The organism is Enterobacter asburiae, from assembly GCF_001521715.1.
In the GTDB taxonomy this organism is placed as follows: domain Bacteria; phylum Pseudomonadota; class Gammaproteobacteria; order Enterobacterales; family Enterobacteriaceae; genus Enterobacter; species Enterobacter asburiae.
In genome coordinates this window covers 3268763-3291052 of the sequence record NZ_CP011863.1, presented here as the reverse complement: position 1 = coordinate 3291052, position 22290 = coordinate 3268763, and the positions used below count along the sequence as shown (strand labels likewise).

At 56.9% G+C, this 22290-nt stretch carries 22 protein-coding genes; 14 read left to right on the top strand and 8 right to left on the bottom strand.

Annotated features, from left to right (window positions below; translation table 11 throughout):
* Positions 1-206 precede the first annotated feature (206 nt).
* The 4 genes from yjbE (at position 207) to ACJ69_RS15920 (ending at position 3981) form a co-directional block, all read left to right on the top strand.
* Entirely contained in the window at positions 207-449 is a 243-nt protein-coding gene (gene yjbE, locus ACJ69_RS15935; RefSeq protein ID WP_008503423.1) for an exopolysaccharide production protein YjbE, read from the top strand.
* Between the two features lie 63 nt (positions 450-512).
* Positions 513-1151 carry a YjbF family lipoprotein gene (locus ACJ69_RS15930; protein ID WP_059347307.1) on the top strand — a complete coding sequence of 213 codons (639 nt, stop codon included), beginning with the start codon at positions 513-515 and terminating at the stop codon, positions 1149-1151.
* Complete coding sequence (locus ACJ69_RS15925; protein ID WP_059347306.1) at positions 1148-1885, top strand: capsule biosynthesis GfcC family protein; 738 nt, start codon at positions 1148-1150, stop codon at positions 1883-1885. The genes ACJ69_RS15930 and ACJ69_RS15925 overlap by 4 nt, the downstream gene beginning before the upstream one ends.
* On the top strand, positions 1885-3981 hold the full coding sequence (locus ACJ69_RS15920) for a YjbH domain-containing protein (protein WP_029740624.1): 2097 nt from the start codon (positions 1885-1887) through the stop codon (positions 3979-3981). The genes ACJ69_RS15925 and ACJ69_RS15920 overlap by 1 nt, the downstream gene beginning before the upstream one ends.
* A gap of 77 nt (positions 3982-4058) precedes the next feature.
* Here ACJ69_RS15920 and ACJ69_RS15915 read toward each other — a convergent pair whose 3' ends face one another.
* Complete coding sequence (locus tag ACJ69_RS15915) at positions 4059-4511, bottom strand: acyltransferase (protein WP_054830151.1); 453 nt, start codon at positions 4509-4511, stop codon at positions 4059-4061.
* Between the two features lie 96 nt (positions 4512-4607).
* Between ACJ69_RS15915 and psiE the strand changes: the two genes are divergently transcribed.
* Positions 4608-5018 (top strand): phosphate-starvation-inducible protein PsiE, encoded by a 411-nt coding sequence (psiE, locus tag ACJ69_RS15910; protein ID WP_000202963.1) that lies wholly within the window; start codon positions 4608-4610, stop codon positions 5016-5018.
* A 97-nt stretch (positions 5019-5115) separates the two neighbouring features.
* On the opposite strand, the gene malG is transcribed toward psiE, so the two are convergent.
* The 3 genes from malG to malE form a co-directional block, all read right to left on the bottom strand.
* A complete protein-coding gene (gene malG, locus ACJ69_RS15905) occupies positions 5116-6006 on the bottom strand; it encodes a maltose ABC transporter permease MalG (protein ID WP_023310002.1) in 891 nt (296 codons plus the stop codon).
* A gap of 14 nt (positions 6007-6020) precedes the next feature.
* Positions 6021-7565: a maltose ABC transporter permease MalF gene (gene malF, locus ACJ69_RS15900; protein ID WP_047646911.1), complete on the bottom strand. Its 1545-nt coding sequence runs from the start codon at positions 7563-7565 to the stop codon at positions 6021-6023.
* 125 nt (positions 7566-7690) lie between these two features.
* Entirely contained in the window at positions 7691-8881 is a 1191-nt protein-coding gene (malE, locus tag ACJ69_RS15895) for a maltose/maltodextrin ABC transporter substrate-binding protein MalE (RefSeq protein ID WP_059347305.1), read from the bottom strand.
* Positions 8882-9251: 370 nt separating this feature from the next.
* Between malE and malK the strand changes: the two genes are divergently transcribed.
* The 5 genes from malK to ubiA all read left to right on the top strand — a co-directional run bounded on the left by malK (position 9252) and on the right by ubiA (position 14374).
* Positions 9252-10361 (top strand): maltose/maltodextrin ABC transporter ATP-binding protein MalK, encoded by a 1110-nt coding sequence (gene malK / locus ACJ69_RS15890; RefSeq protein ID WP_023310005.1) that lies wholly within the window; start codon positions 9252-9254, stop codon positions 10359-10361.
* A 71-nt stretch (positions 10362-10432) separates the two neighbouring features.
* A complete protein-coding gene (locus ACJ69_RS15885) occupies positions 10433-11746 on the top strand; it encodes a maltoporin (RefSeq protein WP_029740620.1) in 1314 nt (437 codons plus the stop codon).
* Positions 11747-11860: 114 nt separating this feature from the next.
* Complete coding sequence (gene malM, locus ACJ69_RS15880; protein WP_023334135.1) at positions 11861-12814, top strand: maltose operon protein MalM; 954 nt, start codon at positions 11861-11863, stop codon at positions 12812-12814.
* Positions 12815-12994: 180 nt separating this feature from the next.
* On the top strand, positions 12995-13492 hold the full coding sequence (ubiC, locus tag ACJ69_RS15875; protein ID WP_023334136.1) for a chorismate lyase: 498 nt from the start codon (positions 12995-12997) through the stop codon (positions 13490-13492).
* 12 nt (positions 13493-13504) lie between these two features.
* A complete protein-coding gene (gene ubiA, locus ACJ69_RS15870) occupies positions 13505-14374 on the top strand; it encodes a 4-hydroxybenzoate octaprenyltransferase (protein ID WP_059347304.1) in 870 nt (289 codons plus the stop codon).
* Between the two features lie 87 nt (positions 14375-14461).
* Here the strand turns inward: ubiA and zntA are convergent, their stop codons facing one another.
* Together zntA and ACJ69_RS15860 are read right to left on the bottom strand one after the other, a co-directional pair.
* Positions 14462-16633, bottom strand: a complete 2172-nt coding sequence (gene zntA / locus ACJ69_RS15865) for a Zn(II)/Cd(II)/Pb(II) translocating P-type ATPase ZntA (protein ID WP_059347303.1) — start codon at positions 16631-16633, stop codon at positions 14462-14464.
* 76 nt (positions 16634-16709) lie between these two features.
* Positions 16710-17336, bottom strand: a complete 627-nt coding sequence (locus ACJ69_RS15860; protein ID WP_029741976.1) for a lysoplasmalogenase — start codon at positions 17334-17336, stop codon at positions 16710-16712.
* Positions 17337-17465: 129 nt separating this feature from the next.
* Between ACJ69_RS15860 and ACJ69_RS15855 the strand changes: the two genes are divergently transcribed.
* Positions 17466-17822 carry a DUF2500 domain-containing protein gene (locus ACJ69_RS15855; RefSeq protein WP_059347302.1) on the top strand — a complete coding sequence of 119 codons (357 nt, stop codon included), beginning with the start codon at positions 17466-17468 and terminating at the stop codon, positions 17820-17822.
* A gap of 60 nt (positions 17823-17882) precedes the next feature.
* On the opposite strand, the gene ACJ69_RS15850 is transcribed toward ACJ69_RS15855, so the two are convergent.
* Together ACJ69_RS15850 and rsmD are read right to left on the bottom strand one after the other, a co-directional pair.
* Positions 17883-18164 (bottom strand): DUF1145 family protein, encoded by a 282-nt coding sequence (locus tag ACJ69_RS15850; protein ID WP_010436509.1) that lies wholly within the window; start codon positions 18162-18164, stop codon positions 17883-17885.
* Positions 18148-18750, bottom strand: coding sequence for a 16S rRNA (guanine(966)-N(2))-methyltransferase (rsmD, locus tag ACJ69_RS15845; protein WP_023334140.1), 603 nt, complete (start codon positions 18748-18750; stop codon positions 18148-18150). The genes ACJ69_RS15850 and rsmD overlap by 17 nt, the downstream gene beginning before the upstream one ends.
* 127 nt (positions 18751-18877) lie before the next feature.
* Between rsmD and ftsY the strand changes: the two genes are divergently transcribed.
* The 3 genes from ftsY to ftsX are packed head-to-tail and all read left to right on the top strand — an operon-like array spanning position 18878 to position 22054.
* Positions 18878-20338, top strand: a complete 1461-nt coding sequence (gene ftsY, locus ACJ69_RS15840) for a signal recognition particle-docking protein FtsY (protein ID WP_059347301.1) — start codon at positions 18878-18880, stop codon at positions 20336-20338.
* A 2-nt stretch (positions 20339-20340) separates the two neighbouring features.
* Positions 20341-21012: a cell division ATP-binding protein FtsE gene (gene ftsE / locus ACJ69_RS15835; RefSeq protein ID WP_023310016.1), complete on the top strand. Its 672-nt coding sequence runs from the start codon at positions 20341-20343 to the stop codon at positions 21010-21012.
* A complete protein-coding gene (gene ftsX / locus ACJ69_RS15830; protein ID WP_029741817.1) occupies positions 20999-22054 on the top strand; it encodes a permease-like cell division protein FtsX in 1056 nt (351 codons plus the stop codon). The genes ftsE and ftsX overlap by 14 nt, the downstream gene beginning before the upstream one ends.
* Positions 22055-22290 lie beyond the last annotated feature (236 nt).

Genomic DNA, 22290 nt, shown 5'->3' with positions numbered 1-22290 from the left:
CATTAATATGTCTATATTATAACCTATTGAATTTTATCTATTATATATTTCTTCTATTTGTCTTTCATTTCCATTTTAACCATTAGTCCGAAAACCCTCTCCCTATTTCCCCTTACGGCAAACCCACGGCAGGAGTTGTGTATACTCGATTCCGCCTGAAATTCTTTTCGGGCAAATCTCCATTCATTCATTGAAGGGAAATTGTTATGAAGAAAGTACTGTATGGCATTTTTGCCATATCTGCGCTTGCGGCGACATCTGTTTATGCAGCTCCGGTTCAGGTCGGGGAAGCGGCAGGTTCGGCTGCGACGTCTGCGTCTGCGGGAAGTTCTACCGCAGCCAGCGCCAGCACCGTAAGTTCAGCCGTGGGTGTCGCGCTGGCGGCAACCGGTGGCGGTGATGGCTCCAATACCGGAACCACGACCACCACGACAACCAGCACCCAGTAATAGCGGGTGTTTTAATCATAACCACACTTCGGTGTGGTTATTTCGCCCCTTCGGAGAAGAGTCGTGAAGCGACCTGCAATCATTCTGATTTGCCTGCTGCTGCAGGCGTGCTCGGCCACCACTAAAGGGCTGGGAAACTCACTGTGGGAAAGCATGTTCGGTACACCGGGCGTACATCTGACCGATGACGAACTTCAAAACATGCCCTATGCCAGTCAGTACATGCAGCTTAACGATGGCCCGCAGCTGTTTGTGGTGCTCGCTTTCGATGAAAACGGGCAGCAGAAATGGGTGACGCAGGATCAGGCTACCATCGTGACGCAGCATGGCCGTATCGTGAAAACCCTGTTGGGCGGCGACAACCTGCTTGAAGTGAACAATATCGCTGCCGATCCGCTGCTCAAGCCGAACCAGATCGCCGACAGCGCAAGCTGGACGCGCACGATGGGCTGGACCGAACATAAGCAGGTGCGTTACGCCACGGCACGCTCGACCTTCCGCTGGGACGGCACGGACAGTGTGAAAGTCGGCAGCGACGAAACCCATGTCCGCGTGCTGGATGAAGAAGTCACCACCGACCAGGCCACCTGGCACAACCGCTTCTGGATCGACGAGGAAGGGCAGATCCGCCAGTCCCTGCAGTATCTCGGGGCCGGATTCTTCCCGGTGAAAACCACCCTGATCAAGGCGGCGAAATCATGAAAACGCTCATCCACGTTGCGCTTCTCGCCAGCCTTGCCGCGCCGCTGGCATGGTCCGCAGGGACGGTAAATGTCTACACGCCGGACAGTGAAAAACCCAAAACCTTAACCCACGCCGAGCATCTGATCGATCTCGTCGGACAGCCTAGGCTCGCCAACAGCTGGTGGCCAGGGGCAGTAATCGCTGAACGGCAGAAGAGCGCTGAAGCGGAACAACAGCACAAGGCGCTCCTTGCCAGGCTGACGGGGTTAGCGGAGCAGGAAGATGGCGACGACGCGGCGGCCATTAACAGCGTTCGCCAGCAGCTGCAGGCGCTGAAGGTGACGGGCCGTCAGAAAGTCAATCTTGATCCAGACGAGGTGCGCGTCACGGAAAAGGGCAACCCCACGCTTGAAGGGGAGTATACGCTCTGGCTGCCGGCGAAGCCGACGACGGTGACCGTGATGGGGCTTATCAGCAGCCCGGGTAAAAAGCCTTTTACGCCCGGTCGTGACGTGGCGAGCTACCTCGACGAGCAGAGCCTGCTGAGCGGTGCCGATAACAGCTATGCCTGGGTGGTTTACCCTGACGGACACACACAAAAAGCCCCCGTCGCTTACTGGAATAAACGGCATATCGAACCTATGCCGGGCAGCATCATTTTTGTCGGTTTTGCCGACCATTTCTGGACGAAGGCGTATGACGGGCTTAACGCCGATATCCTTCACTCCCTGATTCAGCGGATACCGGAATAATGAAAAAAACCTATCTCTACAGCATGCTGGCGCTCTGTGTGAGTGCCGCCTGCCATGCAGAAACGTATCCGGCACCCATTGGCCCGTCTCAGTCAGACTTCGGCGGCGTCGGTTTACTGCAAACGCCCACCGCGCGTATGGCGCGCGAAGGGGAAATTAGCCTTAACTACCGTGATAACGACCAGTATCGCTACTACTCGGCGTCGGTGCAGCTGTTCCCGTGGCTTGAAACCACGCTGCGCTATACCGACGTGCGTACGAAACAATACAGCAGCGTTGAGGCGTTCTCCGGCGATCAGACCTACAAAGATAAAGCCTTCGACGTCAAGCTGCGCCTGTGGGAAGAGAGCTACTGGATGCCGCAGGTGTCCGTGGGGGCCAAAGATATCGGTGGTACCGGTCTGTTTGATGCGGAATACATCGTGGCCAGCAAAGCCTGGGGCCCGTTCGACTTCTCGCTCGGCCTGGGATGGGGCTATCTCGGCACCAGCGGTAACGTGAAAAACCCGTTTTGCTCCTACAGCGACAAATACTGCTATCGCGATAACAGCTACAAAAAAGCCGGTTCCATCAACGGGGATCAGATGTTCCACGGCCCGGCATCGCTGTTTGGCGGCGTAGAGTATCAAACGCCCTGGCAGCCATTACGCCTGAAGCTGGAATATGAAGGGAATGACTACTCGCACGACTTCGCCGGAAAGATTGAGCAGAAGAGCAAGTTTAACGTCGGCGCCATTTATCGCGTCACCGACTGGGCCGACGTTAACCTCAGCTACGAGCGCGGCAATACGGTGATGTTTGGCTTCACGCTGCGCACCAACTTTAACGACATGCGGCCACACTACAATGATAACGCGCGCCCTGCATACCGGCCGGAGCCGCAGGATGCGATTCTGCAGCACTCCGTGGTGGCAAACCAGCTGACGCTGTTGAAATACAATGCCGGTCTGGCGGATCCGAAGATTCAGACCAAGGGCGACACGCTTTACGTCACCGGCGAGCAGGTGAAATACCGCGACTCGCGCGAAGGGATCGAACGCGCCAACCGGATCGTTATGAACGATCTGCCGGAGGGGATCCGCACGATCCGCGTGACGGAGAACCGTCTCAACCTGCCGCAGGTCACAACCGAAACGGACGTTGCCAGCCTCAAGCGCCATCTGGAAGGCGAGCCGCTCGGGCATGAAACCGAGCTGGTGCAAAAACGCATCGAGCCCGTGGTGCCGGACACCACCGAGCAGGGCTGGTATATCGACAAATCGCGCTTCGATTTCCATATCGATCCGGTGCTGAACCAGTCCGTCGGCGGGCCTGAAAACTTCTACATGTATCAGCTGGGCGTGATGGCGACAGCGGATCTGTGGGTCACCGACCACCTGCTGACCACCGGCAGCCTGTTCGGCAACATCGCTAACAACTACGACAAATTCAACTACACCAACCCGCCAAAAGACTCGACGCTGCCGCGCGTGCGTACCCGCGTGCGTGAATACGTGCAGAACGATGCCTACGTGAATAACCTGCAGGCCAACTACTTCCAGTACTTCGGCAACGGCTTCTACGGCCAGGTGTACGGTGGGTATCTGGAAACCATGTACGGCGGCGCGGGGGCGGAAGTGCTTTATCGTCCTGTCGACAGTAACTGGGCGTTCGGGGTGGATGCCAACTACGTCAAGCAGCGTGACTGGCGCAGCGCGCAGGACATGATGAAGTTCACCGACTACAGCGTCAAAACGGGCCATCTGACCGCCTACTGGACGCCGTCGTTTGCCCCTGACGTGCTGGTGAAAGCCAGCGTCGGCCAGTATCTGGCGGGCGATAAGGGCGGTACGCTGGATATCTCTAAACACTTCGACAGCGGCGTCGTGGTGGGCGGCTACGCCACCATCACCAACGTCTCGCCGGACGAATACGGGGAAGGGGACTTCACCAAAGGGGTCTACGTGTCGATTCCGCTGGATCTGTTCTCGTCAGGCCCAACCCGCAGCCGCGCGGCAGTGGGCTGGACGCCGCTGACGCGTGACGGGGGTCAGCAGCTTGGACGTAAGTTCCAGCTGTATGACATGACGAGCGATAAGAACATTAACTTCCGCTGATGCTTCACGCCGGGCGGCACTGCGTTTGCCCGGCCTACTATTTTGTAGGCCCGGTAAGCGCAGCGCCACCGGGCGAATCACAAGCGGCGCAGTAGCCTCGCCGGGTTCCCGGCATAGACACCTTTCTCGACGATCGATTTTGTTACCACGCTCCCTGCACCAATCACCGCACCGTCGCAGATGGATACCGCCAGAATGGTCGCTCCACTGCCTATCGAAACATCATTCCCCACGGTAATATGGCCCCAGCTCTCTCGGTCGGCGTTCGGTTTCCCCTCCCGAAACATATCGTTGGCAAACATCACGCCATGGCCAACAAAGCAACGCTTACCAATAGTGACATACTCGCAGATGAAGGTGTGCGACTGGATTTTGCAGTCGTCACCGATGCGCGTATTGCCCTGGATTTCAACAAACGGGCCGACGAATACGCCATTGCCCAGCACACAGTCGTAAAGGTTAGCAGGTTCATATACGATCACATTGTCGCCACAGCTCACGTTGCGAACCCCGGTTTGTTTACGCTCCATCGGTTTTCTTCCTACATAAAACATAATTAAAAAATATAGATCCCCGTCACATTTTTGCGTTATACAGGAACCTCGCCCTGGAGAATGAGGTGCTGTATGACATCCCTGACTCGCCCGCGCGTTGAGTTTATCTCAACTATCCTCCAGACCGTGCTGAACCTCGGTCTGTTGAGCCTTGGCCTGATACTGGTCGTCTTTCTCGGCAAAGAGACGGTGCATCTGGCGGATGTACTGTTCGCCCCTGAACAAACCAGCAAATATGCGCTGGTGGAAGGCCTGGTGGTCTACTTTCTCTACTTTGAATTTATTGCCCTGATTGTGAAGTACTTTCAGTCCGGCTTTCACTTCCCGCTGCGTTATTTTGTCTACATTGGGATCACCGCGATTGTGCGGCTGATCATCGTCGATCATAAATCCCCGCTCGATGTGCTGATCTACTCGGCGGCGATCCTGCTGCTGGTGATCACCCTCTGGCTGTGCAACTCGAAGCGGCTGAAACGCGAATAAAAAAATGGCGGCCCGGAGGCCGCCTAACAACAGTCACAAGTTGGGTCAATACAATACGTCTAAAGTTGAGGGTTGCAGTGGCATAACAAAATGAAACTTAACCTTTCACACCGCCCGCCGTCAGGCCGTTGACCAGCCAGCGCTGCGCCAGCAGGAACACCACGGTAATCGGGATGGCGGAAAGCACGGCCGCCGCGGCAAAGTCGCCCCACAGGTAGTTTTGCGGGTTGAGGTATTGCTGCATACCTACGGCCAGGGTGTAGCTGTTCACATCACGCAGTAACAGTGAGGCAACCGGTACTTCGGTGATCGCAGCGATAAACGACAGGATAAATACTACCGCCAGAATTGGCACCGACAGCGGCAGCAGCACCAGGCGGAACGCCTGCCACGGGGTTGCGCCATCCAGCGCGGCCGCTTCTTCCAGCGAGCCGTCGATGGTTTCGAAGTAGCCTTTGATAGTCCAGACATGCAGTGCGATACCGCCAAGATAGGCGAAGATCACGCCGCCGTGAGTGTTCAGGCCGATAAAGGGTACGTACTGGCCCAGACGGTCAAACAAGGCATACAACGCCACCAGCGACAGCACGGCCGGGAACATCTGGAAAATCAGCATCCCTTTCAGCAGCGTCGCTTTGCCCGGGAAACGCATGCGGGCGAAGGCGTAGGCGCAGGTGGTGGAAAGCGCCACGATACCAATGGCGGTAATGCCTGCAATTTTCACCGAGTTCCACAGCCACAGCAGCACCGGGAACGGCGGCGGCGTAACGCGGCCATCCGCATGTTCCACGCTGAAGCCCAGCGCGAGCTTCCAGTGCTCCCAGGAGATTTCGTCCGGGATCAGGCTCCCGGTGGCGAAGTTACCCGAACGCAGGGAGATGGCGATAACCATCAGCAGCGGGAACATGATCGCCGCGATGAAAATCAGCAGGCCTAAGTGCGTCGCCAGGAGGCGCAACTTCTGAGATTTGGGTTGTACCATTGCCATGATCGATGCCCTCCTTAGTCAAATTTCATACGTGTGGCTTTCAGGTTCACAATCGCCAGAGCGCCCACCAGCAGGAAGATCAGGGTGGCAATTGCTGCCGCCAGACCGAAGTCCTGGCCGCCGCCGCCTTCGAAGGCGATACGGTAGGTGTAGCTCACGAGCAGGTCGGTATAGCCTGCTGGCGTCGTGGTGCCAAGGCGGTCCGGGCCGCCGTTGGTCAACAGCTGAATCAGCACGAAGTTGTTAAAGTTAAAGGCGAAGCTGGCAATCATCAGCGGCGTCAGCGGCTTAATGAGCAGCGGCAGCGTAATCCTGAAGAAGTTCTGGAACGGGCCCGCGCCGTCCATCGCCGAGGCTTCGTACAGATCGTCCGGGATAGCCTTCAGCAGGCCCATGCACAGGATCATCATGTACGGATAACCGAGCCAGGTGTTCACGATGATAATCATCGAGCGGGCGGTGGTCGGGTCGCTGAACCAGGCCGGTTTGATACCGAACAGGGCGCTCAGCATCATGTTGATTTCACCGAAGCTCTGGTTAAACAGCCCTTTGAAAATTAGAATCGAGATAAACGACGGTACGGCATACGGCAGGATCAGCAGCACGCGGTAAATCGCTTTGCCTTTCAGGGATTCCCACTGGACCAGACAGGCCAGCACCATGCCCACGGCTACGGTCAGGATCACCGTCAGCACCGAGAAGACCACCGTCCACACGAAGATGGCGAAGAACGGTTTCTGAATGCCTTCGTCGGTAAACACGCGGGTAAAGTTGTCCCAGCCGATGGTGACGGTATAGCCAGGGCTGAGCTTGTCATCACCCCATTTGCCGTCGGCAGTAATGGACTGATAGAAACCGATGTCGTTATTCGGACGATATTTCACGCCGCTCTGGTTGTTGGTCAGCGTGCCGTCGTCCGCCAGGGTATAGAGTGGCTGCGTGCCGGAGAACTGGCGCAGCGAGCTCATGGTCACTTTGCTTTCGTCTGGCAGCACGGCGGTGAGCTGGGTCAGCGCCTGACGGTTCTGGGTAATAACGCGCAGGTTGGCACGTTCACCTTCCGGCAGGGCCTGTGCCTCTTTTAAGGCCAGCTTCTGCTCGCCGCCAAATTTGAACGCGTCGGAGACATAGTATTTGCTGCTTGCTTCGTCAGTAAGCGCTAACTTCCACTCGTTACCGGCAGGATACAGGCCGAAGTTAAAGGTCTTGCCTGCCTGATAGGAGCGATCCAGCAGGACCTGCTGCGCGCGTTCCTGCGCAAGCTGGTTGGTGCTGCTGTAGTTGGTAAACGCAATGGCGATGGTACAAATCAGCGGGAACAGGACAAACAGCCCCATCCCGGCCACGCCCGGGTAGACATAGCGCCAGGCATAGGCTTTACGATTAGCGAAAATATACAGGCCAGCAGAGCTTAAAATCAGCGTCATGATGGCGAACAGATATTCCCCTTGTACGTACATTAAAACAACAAGGTAACCCACCAGCAGACACAGCAGACCTATCGCTGACCACTTCAGCGCGTCGCTTTGCCACCAGCGTTTCTTTTTAATGACATCCATGGGGTTTTTCCTCTACAACGTTTGATCTTTTCTCCCTCTCCTGGGGGAGAGGGCCGGGGTGAGGGCGTGCGGATAGCGCCAACCCTCACCCTAACCCTCTCCCAAAGGGAGAGGGGACTACGTCATTACTTAGTAATACGACCCTGAGCATCTTTCAGCGCGGCATCGACAGTCTGACGACCGCTTGCAGCGTTGATGACCGCGGTACGCGTGGCGTACCAGAACGCAGCCATCTGTGGGATGTTCGGCATGATTTCGCCTTTCTGGGCGTTATCCATGGTGGCCGCGATACGTGGGTCTTTCGCCAGCTGATCCTGGAAGGATTTCAGCGCGACGGCGCCCAGCGGTTTGTCCTTGTTCACTTCATCCAGACCCTGATCGGTCAGCAGGTAGTTTTCCAGGAACTCTTTCGCCAGCTCTTTGTTCGGGCTGGCGGCGTTGATGCCTGCGCTCAGCACGCCAACGAACGGTTTAGACGGCTTGCCTTTGAAGGTTGGCAGCAGCGCTACGCCGTAGTTGACTTTGCTCTTGTCGATGTTGGTCCAGGCCCACGGACCGTTGATGGTCATCGCGGTTTCGCCTTTGTTGAACGCCGCTTCCGCGATGGAGTAGTCGGTATCCGCGTTCATGTGTTTGTTCTTGATCAGATCCACCAGGAAGGTCAGACCCGCTTTCGCGCCAGCGTTGTCCACACCCACGTCTTTCACGTCATATTTGCCGTTTTCAAACTTGAACGCGTAACCGCCGTCGGCAGCAATGAGCGGCCAGGTGAAGTACGGCTCTTGCAGGTTGAACATCAGGGCGGATTTACCTTTCGCCTTCAGCTCTTTATCCAGTTTCGGGATCTCTTCCCAGGTTTTCGGTGGGTTTGGTACCAGGTCTTTGTTGTAAATCAGAGACAGGGCTTCAACCGCGATTGGGTAAGCGATCAGCTTGCCGTTATAGCGAACGGCATCCCAGGTGAACGGGAACAGCTTGTCCTGGAAGGCTTTATCTGGCGTCACTTCTGCCAGCAGGCCAGACTGCGCGTAACCCCCGAAACGGTCATGCGCCCAGAAGATGATGTCCGGGCCGTCGCCGGTTGCTGCAACCTGCGGGAACTTCTCTTCCAGCTTGTCCGGGTGTTCTACGGTAACTTTGATGCCGGTATCTTTTTCGAATTTTTTGCCCACTTCGGCCAGGCCGTTATAGCCCTTGTCGCCGTTAATCCAGATAACCAGCTTGCCTTCTTCAATTTTGGCGAGCGCTGGGGCGGAAACCATCATTGCTGCAAGGGCGGACAATGCGAAAAGGCGTGCGCCAGTCTTGATATTCATATCTGCCATCCTTTTTGGTGATGTGCTCGTGGATACATAAGGTGGTTCAACGTGACTCAGTCTCCTTATTTGACATCCTCTTTCCATCCTCCCAACCCCTACGCCCCACCCCCCGTTTGTGTGATCTCCGTTGCATAAATTTAAGTTATGAGTGCTGGCGCACATAAAAACCCACCGAATTTTGCAGGCGGCTTCACGAATTTTGCCTCAGCCCTCCCGCGGCGGTCGCAGAGCCTGCTCCCTCATCCTCCCGCCTCCTCCCCCATAAAAAAGGCGGGGGGTGGAGGATTCGGGAAAGTAATGGATACCCCATAGTGAACTTATCTTGAATGTTTCTGTCGGTGACAGGTTGTAACGAAGGGAGAAGGGCATGGCGAGCGTACAGCTGCGTAATGTAACGAAAGCCTGGGGTGACGTTGTGGTGTCGAAAGACATCAATCTGGACATCAACGAAGGCGAATTCGTGGTGTTTGTTGGTCCATCAGGCTGTGGTAAATCTACTCTGCTGCGTATGATTGCCGGTCTTGAAACCATCACCAGCGGCGATCTGCTGATTGGTGATACACGAATGAACGACATCCCGCCCGCCGAACGTGGCGTCGGTATGGTGTTCCAGTCTTATGCACTCTATCCACACCTTTCCGTTGCCGAAAATATGTCCTTTGGCCTGAAGCTGGCCGGCGCGAAGAAAGAAGTCATTAACCAGCGCGTGACGCAGGTGGCGGAAGTGTTACAGCTGGCCCACCTGCTGGAGCGTAAACCAAAAGCGCTTTCCGGTGGTCAGCGTCAGCGTGTGGCGATTGGCCGTACGCTGGTGGCCGAACCGCGCGTGTTCCTGCTCGATGAACCTCTCTCTAACCTGGATGCCGCCCTGCGTGTCCAGATGCGTATTGAAATCTCCCGTCTGCACAAGCGTCTTGGCCGCACGATGATTTACGTCACCCACGATCAGGTGGAAGCGATGACCCTCGCCGACAAAATCGTGGTGCTGGATGCCGGCCGCGTGGCGCAGGTGGGTAAACCGCTGGAGCTGTACCACTACCCGGCAGACCGCTTTGTTGCGGGCTTTATTGGCTCGCCAAAGATGAACTTCCTGCCCGTCAAAGTGACCGCGACAGCCATTGAACAGGTACAGGTGGAGCTGCCAAACCGCCAGCAGGTCTGGCTGCCGGTCGACAGCGCCAACGTACAGGTCGGGGCAAACATGTCCCTCGGTATTCGTCCTGAGCACCTGCTGCCGAGCCACATCGCTGATGTAACTCTGGAAGGTGACGTTCAGGTCGTCGAACAGCTTGGTCACGAAACACAGATTCATATCCAGATCCCCGCCATCCGTCAGAACCTGGTCTACCGCCAGAATGACGTGGTGTTGGTAGAAGAGGGTGCCACATTCGCTATCGGTTTGCCGCCAGAGCGTTGCCATCTGTTCCGTGAGGATGGCACTGCATGTCGTCGGTTGCATAAAGAGCCAGGCGTTTAAGCAATCCCAAAAGAAGACACGAAACCGACAGGTGAAGTGTTCAAAGAAAAGCAATGATCTCAGGAGATAGAATGATGATTACTCTGCGCAAACAAGTCCCTCTGGCAATCGCCATTGCGGCAGGCATCCTGTCTGCCCAGGCAGGCGCCGTGGACTTTAAAGGTTATGCTCGTTCCGGCATTGGCTGGACCGGGAGTGGCGGTGAGCAGCAATGCTTCCAGGCAACAGGTGCTCAAAGTAAATACCGTCTCGGTAACGAATGTGAGACCTACGCTGAACTGAAACTGGGCCAGGAAGTGTGGAAAGAGGGCGATAAGAGCTTCTACTTCGACACCAACGTCGCGTATTCCGTTTCTCAGCAGAACGACTGGGAATCCACCAGCCCGGCCTTCCGTGAAGCTAACGTGCAGGGTAAAAACCTCATTGAAGCACTGCCAGGTTCCACCATCTGGGCCGGTAAGCGCTTCTATCAGCGTCATGACGTTCACATGATCGACTTCTACTACTGGGATATTTCAGGTCCTGGTGCGGGTATCGAAAACATCGACCTGGGCTTCGGTAAGCTCTCTCTGGCCGCAACCCGTTCTTCTGAAGCGGGCGGCTCAGCGACCTTCGCGGATCGTGACGCGCTGGGTAACCGTATTTATGACAACCTGGTACCGAACGATGTCTTCGACGTCCGTTTAGCACAGATGCAGGTCAACGAAGGCGGTACGCTGGAGTTCGGTGTTGATTATGGTCACACCAATATTCCTGATGATTACTACCTGCAGCCTGGCGCGTCTAAAGACGGCTGGATGTTCACTGCTGAACATACCCAGAGCATGCTGAAGGGCTTTAACAAATTTGTGCTGCAGTACGCAACTGACTCTATGACTTCCAACGGCAAGGGCCGTGCGGAAGGCGGTAGCATCAACAACAACGGCGACATGTGGCGTGTTCTGGACCACGGTGCGATCTCTCTGGGCGACTCCTGGGATCTGATGTACGTGGGTATGTACCAGGACATCAACCTGGATAACAACAACGGCACCAAATGGTGGACTGTCGGTGTTCGTCCTATGTACAAATGGACGCCAATCATGAGCACCCTGCTGGAAGTGGGCTACGACAACGTCAAGTCTCAGAAAACTGACGACACGAACAGCCAGTACAAAATTACCCTGGCACAGCAATGGCAGGCTGGCGACAGCATCTGGTCCCGTCCGGCTATCCGCGTCTTCGCAACCTACGCGAAATGGGATGAGAAATGGGGCTACGCGAACGGCGACTCCGGTGCAGGCTATGACTCTGGTATTGCGTACAGCGACACGTCCGCAAAAACCTTCAGCCGCGGCGACTCTGATGAGTGGACCTTCGGTGCCCAGATGGAAATCTGGTGGTAATTCGTTAGACCTGACGTAATGACCTAAAAAGAGGGGCGCAAGCCCCTCTATCCTTAGGGTGCTGCGCGCTATTGCCTGGCCACCGCAGTGCTCACGCTATCAGAGGTAATAACAATGAAAATGAAGAAAAGTCTCGTCGCGCTGTGCCTCTCTGCGGGGCTGATGGCCTGTGTTCCGGCGGTCTCCTTTGCAGACGTGAATTTCGTGCCACAAAATACCAGCGCTGCGCCGGCTATCCCGGCGGCGGCCCTCCAGCAGCTGACATGGACGCCAGTTGATCAATCCAAAACCCAGTCGACACAGCTTTCTACGGGTGGCCAGCAGCTGAACGTGCCGGGTATCACCGGGCCGGTTGCCGCCTACAGCGTGCCGGCTAACATTGGTGAGCTAACCCTGACGCTGACCAGCGAAGTGAACAAGCAAACCAGCGTTTTTGCACCGAACGTTCTGATTCTGGATCAGAATCTGACGCCGTCTGCTTTCTTCCCAAGCGAGTACTTTAGTTATCAGGAGCCTGGCGTCATGAGCGCCGACCGTCTGGAAGGCAAAATGCGCCTGACGCCAGCGTTGGGACAGCAGAAGATTTATGTTCTGGTTTTCACGACTGAAAAAGATCTACAGCAGACCACTAAGCTTATCGATCCGGCAAAAGCCTACGCCAAAGGAACGGGTAACTCTGTTCCGGATATCCCTGATCCGTTAGCGCGCCACGTCACCGACGGCCTGCTTAAACTGAAAGTCTCAACTAACAATGCGTCCAGCGTGCTGGTCGGCCCGCTGTTTGGCTCCTCCGGCACCGGCCCTGTCACTGTAGGTAACACTGCTGCTCCTGCCTATACCGCGCCAGCTGCTACGGCAGCCGCACCGGTGGCGACCGCAGCGCCTGCCCCGGCTAAGAAAGCCGAGCCGGTACTGAACGACACCGAAGAGTACTTCAACAACGCCATTAAGCAGGCGGTGAAGCGCGGCGATGTCGATAAAGCGCTAAAACTGCTTGATGAAGCCGAACGTTTAGGTTCAACCACTGCCCGTTCCACCTTTATCAGCAGTGTAAAAGGCAAGGGGTAACCGTTTCCCCACAGTGCTGATTTGTTAGTAGTTTGGTGCGCCTGAGTGGGCGCACTTTTTTTCGTAGCCGCCAGGCTGTTGCGCCCATGTTGCGATCGTGATCGTTAAATAACGTTTGGCCCCCCTCAATCCGTGTTTCTGCGATACAATGCCATTACGTTATGTATCGGAGAGTCTGGCATGTCACACCCTGCGCTAACGCAACTGCGTGCGCTGCGCTATTTCGACCAAATACCTGCGCTTGATCCGCAGCAACTGGACTGGCTGTTGCTGGAAGATTCCATGACGAAACGTTTTGAGCAACAGGGTAAAACGGTCACGGTGACCCTGATTCAGGAAGGGTTTGTCTCTGGCGATGAGATCGCCAGCGAGCTGCCGCTGCTGCCGCAAGAGCCACGCTACTGGCTGCGCGAAATTTTACTCTGTGCTGATGGTGAGCCGTGGCTTGCCGGGCGGACGGTGGTCCCCGAGTCCACCCTTTCCGGGCCAGAGCTCGCGCTGCAACGTCTGGGGAAAACGCCTCTGGGGCGTTACCTTTTTACCTCGTCTGAGCTTACCCGGGATTTTATTGAGATTGGTCGTGATGCCGAACTCTGGGGGCGTCGTTCCCGCCTTCGCCTGAGCGGTAAACCGTTAATTCTGACGGAGCTTTTTTTACCTGCATCACCGTTGTACTAAGAGGAAGAAAAAATGGAGTGGAGCCTGACGCAGAATAAGCTGTTGGCGTATCACCGCTTAATGCGTACCGATAAACCCATTGGCGCGTTACTGCTGCTGTGGCCGACCCTGTGGGCGCTGTGGCTCGCCACGCCGGGCGTGCCGCCGCTGTGGATCCTGGCCGTGTTCGTTGCCGGCGTCTGGCTGATGCGCGCGGCGGGCTGCGTGGTGAATGACTATGCCGATCGTAAATTCGACGGTCATGTTAAGCGTACTGCCGGTCGTCCGTTACCCAGCGGGCAGGTCAGCGGGAAAGAAGCCCGCGTGCTGTTCATTGTGCTGGTGCTGCTCTCTTTCCTGCTGGTGTTAACCCTCAACACCATGACCATTCTGCTTTCCGTTGCGGCGCTGGCGTTGGCCTGGGTATATCCCTTTATGAAGCGCTATACCCACCTGCCTCAGGTGGTGCTGGGCGCGGCGTTTGGCTGGTCGATTCCGATGGCGTTTGCGGCGGTTAGTGAGTCCTTACCGCTCAGCTGCTGGCTGATGTTCCTGGCGAACATTCTCTGGGCCGTGGCGTATGACACGCAATACGCGATGGTAGATCGCGACGATGACCTGAAGATTGGCATCAAATCCACCGCCATCCTCTTTGGTCGTCAGGACAAGCTGATTATCGGTATCCTGCAGGTCGCGGTACTGGCGCTGATGGTCGCGATCGGTCGCCTGAACGGGCTGAACTGGGAGTTTTACTGGTCCGTACTGGTGGCGGGACTGCTGTTTGCGTACCAGCAAAAGCTGATTGCTAAGCGTGAGCGCGACGCATGCTTTAAAGCGTTTATGAACAACAACTACGTCGGTCTGGTGCTGTTTTTAGGCCTGGCGATGAGCTATTTCTTATAAAAAAGTCGGGTGGCGGCTTCGCCTTACCCGACCGATGAGTTAGCAGGACATGGAGGCCCGGTAAGCGTTAGCGCCACCGGGCTTTTTTTATCGGCGACGCAGCAGCCGGAGCGCGTTCGCCGTCACCAGCACCGTTGCCCCGGTATCCGCCAGCACCGCCAGCCACAGTCCGGTCATGCCGAGCAGGGTCGTCACGAGGAAAATCCCTTTCAGACCGAGCGCAATGCCGATGTTCTGACGGATGTTGGCCCGCGTCGCCCGCGCCAGGCTAATCATCTGCGCCAGCCCGGTCAGGCGGTTGTGCGTCAATGCCGCGTCGGCCGTCTCCAGCGCCACGTCGGTCCCGCTGCCCATCGCAATACCAATGGTGGACGCTTTCATCGCCGGGGCGTCGTTAATCCCGTCACCGACCATTGCCAGCGGCCCGCGAGCGTTCAGTTCCGTCACGGCGCTGACCTTATCCGCAGGCAACAATCCGGCTTTAAACTCCAGCCCCAGCTCACCGGCAATCGCTGCCGCCGCGCGAGGGTTATCACCGGTGAGAATAACGCCCTGCACGCCCAGCTTGTGCAGCGCCGCCACGGCTTCTTTTGCGTCATCGCGCAGGGTATCGCGCAGCGCCAGCATTCCCTTCGCGACGCCGTCCTGCAGGACGGTCACGACGGTTTGTCCGGTCTGTTCTAACGCCTCAACCTCTGGACTGGAAGACTTGCCCGCCGCGACAATCAGCACCTTTTTACCGTCAACGGTGGCCTCAATCCCTGACCCGACCAGCGCCCGCTGGGCGGTTGCCGGAGGGATGTTCAGCCCGCGCGACTGCGCTTCTCGCACAATCGCCTGCGCCAGGGGGTGAGTGGACCCCTGTTCAACGGCGGCGGCCAATGTAAGCAGCTCATCTTCACTGGTTTCCTGCGGATATACGCCGATCACCTGCGGCTTGCCGACGGTTAACGTACCGGTTTTATCGAAGGCGATATGCTGAACCTGGCTCAGCTGTTCCAGCGCCGCGCCGCCCTTAATCAGCGCGCCGCGACGTGCCGCTGCCGCCAGACCTGAGGTAATCGCCGCCGGGGTGGAAATCACCAGCGCGCACGGGCAGCCAATCAGCAGCAGCGTCAGCCCTTTATAAATCCAGCCCTCCCACGGCGCGCCAAAGAACAGCGGCGGGACGACGGTGACCAGCAGGGCAACCAGCATGATGGCAGGGGTATAAATCCGGCTGAAGCGATCGATAAAGCGTTCGACCGGCGCGCGGCGCTCCTCTGCCTCTTCAATCAGCTTCAGGATACGGTCGATGGCGCTGTCGCCCGGCTCGGAAAGCACGGTGAGCTGCACCAGACGGTCGACGCTGGTGGCACCAGCAGGCACTTTTTCACCCGCGGCACGCTCTACCGGAATGGATTCCCCGGTCAGGGCGCTTTCATCAAAGCTCGCGGTGGCGGTAAGCAGCGCGCCGTCTGCGGGCAGACGCCCCCCTGCGGCCACTTCAATCACGTCGCCCGGGCGCAGCGTGTTGATGGCGACCGTTTCACGCGTGCCGTTTATCACGCGAGTGGCGGTTTCCGGCTTCAGCGCCATCAGCGCGCTGACCCCTTTACGCGCCCGGCTCGCCGCCCAGCCCTCAAGACGTTCGCCGATTAAGAACAGCAGCAGCACCATCGCCGCTTCCGCCGTCGCGCCAATGAACATCGCGCCGATTGCCGCCACGCTCATCAGCGTTTCGATGGCAAACCAGCTGCCGCTTTTCATCAGGCGCAGCGCCTGACGGGCAATCGGGAACAGGCCGACCAGCGTGGTGGCGATAAATGCCAGATTGCCGAACGGATGGTTAATCTGCTCCAGACCCCAGCTCAGGGCCATCATGATGATGAGGGTAATGAGCGGCAGGTTTTCTTTCAGTGAGGAGGCTTTTTCAACGGGCGCCGTTTCGCTGCGCAGGGTATAGCCCGCCTTGCTGACGGCGGCTTCAACCTGTTTGCTGACGTCGTTATCGGCGCTGACCAGCAGCTTTTCGGTGGCAAACAGCACCTGAACGTGGCTCACGCCCGGCACCTGCTTGACGGCGTTTTCCACCTTGCGGGCGCAGGCCGCGCAGTCCATGCCGTTGACGACCCAGCTGAAGCGGTTCCCGCTTTCAGGAAGGGGTTGAGTTGGCGTTTCGCACGCGCCTTCGCAGCAGCAGTCGTCTTTCGACGGAGCCGGGCTGAGCTTAAGTGCCGAGAATTGAGGAACTTTTTTAGGTATTTCTGGAGTCGACATGGCAGTCTCCGGCAATGATAATTTTCTCATTAACCGCAGCATACACTCTGGAGTCGACTCCAGAGTCAAGCGCTATTTAGATATACAGCGAACGCACAATCAGGAAATGCCCGGCAAAGTAACACGCGGAGGCAATCGCGTTATCCGCCCGGAAGCGGCGGCGATAGTGGCTGCCCAGCCAGACGACATTCCCGATCAGCAGCAGCGCGGCGCCGAAGAACGCGGACATCGCCGGAGCGGTCGGACGGAAGAACCACAGCTCGCCCGCCAGCCACACCATCACCAGCGTCATGGCGATAAAGGTACAGACCGGCAAACGCATCTCTTCCAGACGCGACCAGATCACCGCAATCAGCAGTGCGCCAATCACCAGCAGCACCAGCGGCAGCGGCCAGAAGAAGGAGAGCGTCATCTGGCTGGCAAAGTAGATGGTATAGAGCAGATGCGACAGGAAGAACGCCCCAACGGCGTACAGCAGACGCTGGCGCGGCAGCAGGGTTAAGGCATCGCCAATCAGGGATGCACACAGCCCGGCGAGCACCAGATAGCTGACGGCGTTGAACATCGGCGCTTGCCAGGCCAGCAGCAGCAGGAGCAACAGCGTGACCGGTTTAAACAACCAGCGCTGCCAGGTGGGACCGCGGTACGACGCATCGACATAAAGCCATGCGGAAAAACAGACAGCGATAAATGACCAAAGCATATTAACTCCCTGTATCTGTTAAGTCTGAATAATCAGTTTCTGATCCAGTGTAGTGACGCGGGCGGGCGTTTGGCAATGGCGGGGGAGGCAAGGTATCCTTAATTCCGCAAAATCTGATGGGATTGTCGAATGAGCAAGATGCCGCTTTTTTTCATTATCGTGGTGGCGATTATCGTCATTGCCGCCTCGTTCCGTTTCGTGCAGCAGCGCCGCGAGAAGGCGGATAACGATGCCGCGCCGCTGATGCAAAAGCGCGTGGAGGTGACCAACAAACGCGAGAAACCGCTCAACGACCGCCGCTCGCGCCAGCAGCAGGTGACACCTGCGGGCACAGCAATGCGCTATGAAGCGAGCTTTAAGCCGGAAACGGGCGGCCTGGAGATGACCTTCCGCCTGGAGGCGCAGCAGTACCATCAGCTGACGGTGGGGGATAAAGGGACGTTGAGCTACAAAGGGACGCGGTTTGAGGGGTTCAGGACGGAATAATGCACGAACGGTCCCCTCTCCCTGTGGGAGAGGGTTAGGGTGAGGGCATCAGGCCGCCCCTTACTTCTTCACCTGCGCCTTAAACTTTTTCATCCACACCAGCAGTTCAAACACGCCGAAAATAAACACGCGCAGCTGCTGCCAGCCCGTCATCTGCGGGCCGTCTTTCGGCAGGCCGTTTTTCAGCATCACCATCTGCAGGGCGTGCATAAACGACGTGAAAATCAGCGCCACGTTAACGAAAATGTTCATCGGGCGCGGGAACGGGTGCACAAGATTTAAAATCAAAAATGCCCAGACGCCCAGCATCAGCAAACGTCCCAGGTTAATCAGTACCGGCATCGGAGCCTCCTTGTGCCTGACGGTGATAAAGACGGTAAGCGACCTGGCCGGCGACCTTTTCGCGGTGCAGATCCCAGTGAGTGGGAACCGGCGGCAGACCGTTTTCCACTTCGCTTTCAACGTAAATTAGCGCGTCATCCGCCAGCCAGCCGTTTTGCTCCAGCAGGGATAACGTCTCCTCCAGCAGCCCCTTGCGGAACGGCGGGTCGACAAACACCACGTTATGCGGCGTGCCTTTCTGCGCAAGAAAACTCAGCGTGTTGGTGTTCACGACTTTGGCGTTGCTCGCCTTCAGCGTCGCCAGATTTTGCTGCAGCGTCTGCGCAACGCCGCGCTCCATCTCCAGCAGCGTGGCGCTGGCGGCATAGCGCGACAGCGCTTCAAGCCCGAGCGCGCCGCTTCCGGCGAAGCAGTCCAGGCAGTGGGCGTCTACCATTGACGGGGCCAGCCAGTTAAACAGCGTCTCGCGCACGCGATCGGTAGTAGGGCGTAAACCGGGGCTGTCCGGCACCGGTAATTTCCGGCCTCGCCACTGACCGCCGATAATACGAATTTGACCGGCCGGGGCGCGGTTGGGTTTCTTCATCTCAGGAAAGCTCTGTTAACAATTGGCCTGCGATTGCGGGCGGTGATGTCAATTAAGTAAAGTGTTAGACTATTTCATCATTTTTTTAGCTTCCATGTATATAGCGCCGCGAGGAGTGTAGTCGCAGATGGCAAAACAAAAAAAACGTGGCTTCTTTTCCTGGCTGGGCTTCGGTGAAAAAGAGCAAGAAACAGAACAGAAAACCGAAGAGCAACAAGCCGTTGAAGAGCAGTCACAGCCTGAAACGCCTGTAGAAACCGCCGCGGTAGTCGAAGCGGAAGAAACGGCGCACAGCAAAGAAGAAATTGAATCCTTTGCAGAAGAGGTGGTTGAGGTCACGGAACAGGTTCAGGAGAGCGAGAAGCCAGAACCGGTTGTCATCGACGCCGTTGCTGAAGCGCCGCAGGTCGTAATCGAGCACGAAGAGCTGCCGCTGCCGGAAGAGGTGAAAGCCGAAGAGGTGTCTGCCGAGGAGTGGCAGGCCGAAGCGGAAACCGTTGAAATCGTTGAGGCGGTGGAAGAAGAAGCGGCACTCGAGCCAGAGCTGACCGATGAAGAGCTGGAAGCCCAGGCGCTGGCGGCAGAAGCCGCGGAAGAAGCGGTCATCGTCGTGCCGGTGGAAGAACAGCCGGAAGAAGAGATCGTTCAGGAGCAGGAAAAACCGACCAAAGAAGGTTTCTTCGCGCGCCTGAAGCGCAGCCTGCTCAAAACCAAAGAAAACTTAGGATCCGGATTTATCAGTCTGTTCCGCGGCAAGAAGATCGACGACGATCTCTTTGAAGAGCTGGAAGAACAGCTGCTGATTGCGGACGTCGGCGTGGAAACCACCCGTAAGATCATCGCCAATCTGACCGAAGGGGCGAGCCGCAAACAGCTGCGCGACGCCGAAGCGCTGTACGGTCTGCTGAAAGACGAGATGGGCGAAATTCTCGCAAAAGTTGACGAACCGCTTAATATTGAAGGCAAAACGCCATTTGTTATTCTGATGGTTGGCGTGAACGGCGTGGGTAAAACCACCACCATCGGCAAGCTGGCGCGTCAGTTCGAGCAGCAGGGCAAATCTGTGATGCTGGCGGCGGGCGATACCTTCCGTGCGGCGGCGGTTGAGCAGCTGCAGGTTTGGGGCCAGCGCAACAACATTCCGGTGATTGCCCAGCATACCGGCGCTGACTCCGCGTCCGTGATCTTCGATGCCATCCAGGCGGCGAAGGCGCGCAACGTGGACGTGCTGATTGCCGATACCGCAGGGCGTTTGCAGAACAAATCGCACCTGATGGAAGAGTTGAAGAAAATCGTTCGCGTCATGAAGAAGCTGGACGAAGACGCACCGCATGAAATTATGCTGACCATTGATGCCAGCACCGGACAGAACGCCATCAGCCAGGCGAAGCTGTTCAATGAAGCGGTAGGACTGACCGGGATCGCGCTGACCAAGCTGGACGGCACCGCGAAAGGCGGGGTGATCTTCTCCGTGGCCGATCAGTTCGGCATTCCTATCCGCTACATCGGTGTGGGCGAGCGTATTGAGGATTTGCGTCCGTTTAAAGCGGACGACTTTATTGAGGCATTATTTGCCCGAGAGGACTAACAATGATTCGCTTTGAACACGTCAGCAAGGCCTATCTCGGTGGGAGACAAGCGCTGCAGGGGGTGACATTCCACCTGCAGCCGGGCGAGATGGCATTCCTGACCGGCCATTCCGGCGCGGGGAAAAGTACCCTGCTCAAGCTTATCTGTGGGATCGAGCGGCCAAGCGCCGGGAAAATCTTTTTCGGCGGCCATGAGATCAGCCGCCTGAAAAACCGCGAAGTGCCGTTCCTGCGTCGTCAGATCGGCATGATTTTCCAGGATCACCACCTGCTGATGGATCGCACCGTTTTCGATAACGTGGCCATTCCGCTGATTATTGCCGGCGCCAGCTATGATGATATCCGCCGTCGCGTTTCTGCGGCGCTGGATAAGGTCGGGCTGCTGGACAAAGCGAAGAACTTCCCGATCCAGCTGTCCGGCGGTGAGCAGCAGCGCGTGGGCATCGCCCGTGCGGTGGTGAACAAGCCTGCCGTACTGCTGGCGGATGAACCGACCGGTAACCTGGACGATGCCCTGTCCGAAGGGATTTTGCGTCTGTTTGAGGAATTCAACCGCGTAGGGGTCACGGTATTGATGGCGACGCACGACATCGGGCTCATTTCCCGTCGTTCGTACCGCATGCTGACCCTGAGCGACGGGCATTTGCACGGAGGCCACGGTGAACAAGCGTGATGCAATGAACCAGATTCGGCAGTTCGGGAACCGGTTTGACCGTTTCCGTAAGCCGCAGGGCGGTGGTGACGGCAATCGTAATGCGCCGAAGCGCCAGAAGGCCGCGCCAAAACCGGCCTCCCGTAAAACCAACGTATTTAACGAGCAGGTGCGCTATGCCTTCCACGGCGCGCTGCAGGACCTGAAAAGCAAACCGCTGGCGACGTTCCTGACGGTGATGGTGATTGCCATCTCCCTGACGCTGCCAAGCGTCTGCTACATGGTCTATAAGAACGTCAACCAGGCGGCCTCACAGTATTATCCGTCCCCGCAGATCACGGTCTATATGGATAAAGCGCTCGACGATAACGCCGCGGCGCAGGTGGTTGGGCAAATCCAGGCCGAGCAGGGCGTGGAGAAGGTCAACTATCTCTCACGTGAAGACGCGCTGGGCGAGTTCCGTAACTGGTCTGGCTTTGGCGGCGCGCTGGATATGCTCGAAGAAAACCCGCTGCCCGCCGTGGCGGTGGTTATCCCGAAGCTGGATTTCCAGGGGACCGATTCGCTTAACACCCTCCGCGATCGCATCACGCGCATTAAGGGCATTGATGAAGTGCGCATGGACGACAGCTGGTTTGCGCGCCTTGCTGCCTTGACCGGGCTGGTAGGACGCGTCGCGGCGATGATTGGCGTGCTGATGGTGGCGGCGGTCTTCCTCGTCATCGGTAACAGCGTGCGCCTGAGCATCTTTGCCCGTCGCGATACCATCAACGTGCAGAAACTGATTGGTGCGACGGATGGTTTCATCCTCCGACCATTCCTTTACGGTGGCGCACTGCTCGGTTTTTCCGGCGCATTTCTTTCACTGATATTGTCAGAAATTTTGGTGATGCGGCTTTCTTCTGCCGTGACTGAAGTGGCGCAGGTTTTTGGAACGAAGTTTGATATCAGTGGCTTAGGGTTCGATGAGTGTCTGTTACTGCTGCTGGTTTGCTCGATGATTGGGTGGGTGGCTGCCTGGCTGGCAACCGTTCAACATTTACGTCACTTTACTCCCGACTAATAAAAGCGTGATATAATCTTTCCCTGCACCGAGATGTTCGCTCTGCAGGGAAAGCGTCCCTGTTGTCGCTCCCCCTGTTATCATTTCCATGTCACATTTTGTGCGTAATTTATTCACCGTTGCACCTGGAACTTGTGGATAAAATCACTGTCTGATAAAAGAGTGAATGCTAATCTCGTTGCTCAAACGCTTTGGCATGGTTGTTGCCTGACGGGGACGACCTGGACCAGAAGAAA

Bases quoted from the DNA above. Each gene is read 5' to 3' on its own strand.
- ubiA (WP_059347304.1), top strand. From the start codon at position 13,505: ATGGAGTGGAGCCTGACGCAGAATAAGCTGTTGGCGTATCACCGCTTA.
- rsmD (WP_023334140.1), bottom strand. From the start codon at position 18,750: ATGAAGAAACCCAACCGCGCCCCGGCCGGTCAAATTCGTATTATCGGC.
- malG (WP_023310002.1), bottom strand. From the start codon at position 6,006: ATGGCAATGGTACAACCCAAATCTCAGAAGTTGCGCCTCCTGGCGACG.
- ACJ69_RS15885 (WP_029740620.1), top strand. From the start codon at position 10,433: ATGATGATTACTCTGCGCAAACAAGTCCCTCTGGCAATCGCCATTGCG.
- ACJ69_RS15920 (WP_029740624.1), top strand. From the start codon at position 1,885: ATGAAAAAAACCTATCTCTACAGCATGCTGGCGCTCTGTGTGAGTGCC.
- zntA (WP_059347303.1), bottom strand. From the start codon at position 16,633: ATGTCGACTCCAGAAATACCTAAAAAAGTTCCTCAATTCTCGGCACTT.
- ubiC (WP_023334136.1), top strand. From the start codon at position 12,995: ATGTCACACCCTGCGCTAACGCAACTGCGTGCGCTGCGCTATTTCGAC.
- ACJ69_RS15850 (WP_010436509.1), bottom strand. From the start codon at position 18,164: ATGCCGGTACTGATTAACCTGGGACGTTTGCTGATGCTGGGCGTCTGG.
- malF (WP_047646911.1), bottom strand. From the start codon at position 7,565: ATGGATGTCATTAAAAAGAAACGCTGGTGGCAAAGCGACGCGCTGAAG.
- ACJ69_RS15915 (WP_054830151.1), bottom strand. From the start codon at position 4,511: ATGGAGCGTAAACAAACCGGGGTTCGCAACGTGAGCTGTGGCGACAAT.
- malE (WP_059347305.1), bottom strand. From the start codon at position 8,881: ATGAATATCAAGACTGGCGCACGCCTTTTCGCATTGTCCGCCCTTGCA.
- ACJ69_RS15860 (WP_029741976.1), bottom strand. From the start codon at position 17,336: ATGCTTTGGTCATTTATCGCTGTCTGTTTTTCCGCATGGCTTTATGTC.
- ftsY (WP_059347301.1), top strand. From the start codon at position 18,878: ATGGCAAAACAAAAAAAACGTGGCTTCTTTTCCTGGCTGGGCTTCGGT.
- yjbE (WP_008503423.1), top strand. From the start codon at position 207: ATGAAGAAAGTACTGTATGGCATTTTTGCCATATCTGCGCTTGCGGCG.
- malM (WP_023334135.1), top strand. From the start codon at position 11,861: ATGAAAATGAAGAAAAGTCTCGTCGCGCTGTGCCTCTCTGCGGGGCTG.
- ACJ69_RS15925 (WP_059347306.1), top strand. From the start codon at position 1,148: ATGAAAACGCTCATCCACGTTGCGCTTCTCGCCAGCCTTGCCGCGCCG.
- ACJ69_RS15855 (WP_059347302.1), top strand. From the start codon at position 17,466: ATGAGCAAGATGCCGCTTTTTTTCATTATCGTGGTGGCGATTATCGTC.
- malK (WP_023310005.1), top strand. From the start codon at position 9,252: ATGGCGAGCGTACAGCTGCGTAATGTAACGAAAGCCTGGGGTGACGTT.
- ftsE (WP_023310016.1), top strand. From the start codon at position 20,341: ATGATTCGCTTTGAACACGTCAGCAAGGCCTATCTCGGTGGGAGACAA.
- psiE (WP_000202963.1), top strand. From the start codon at position 4,608: ATGACATCCCTGACTCGCCCGCGCGTTGAGTTTATCTCAACTATCCTC.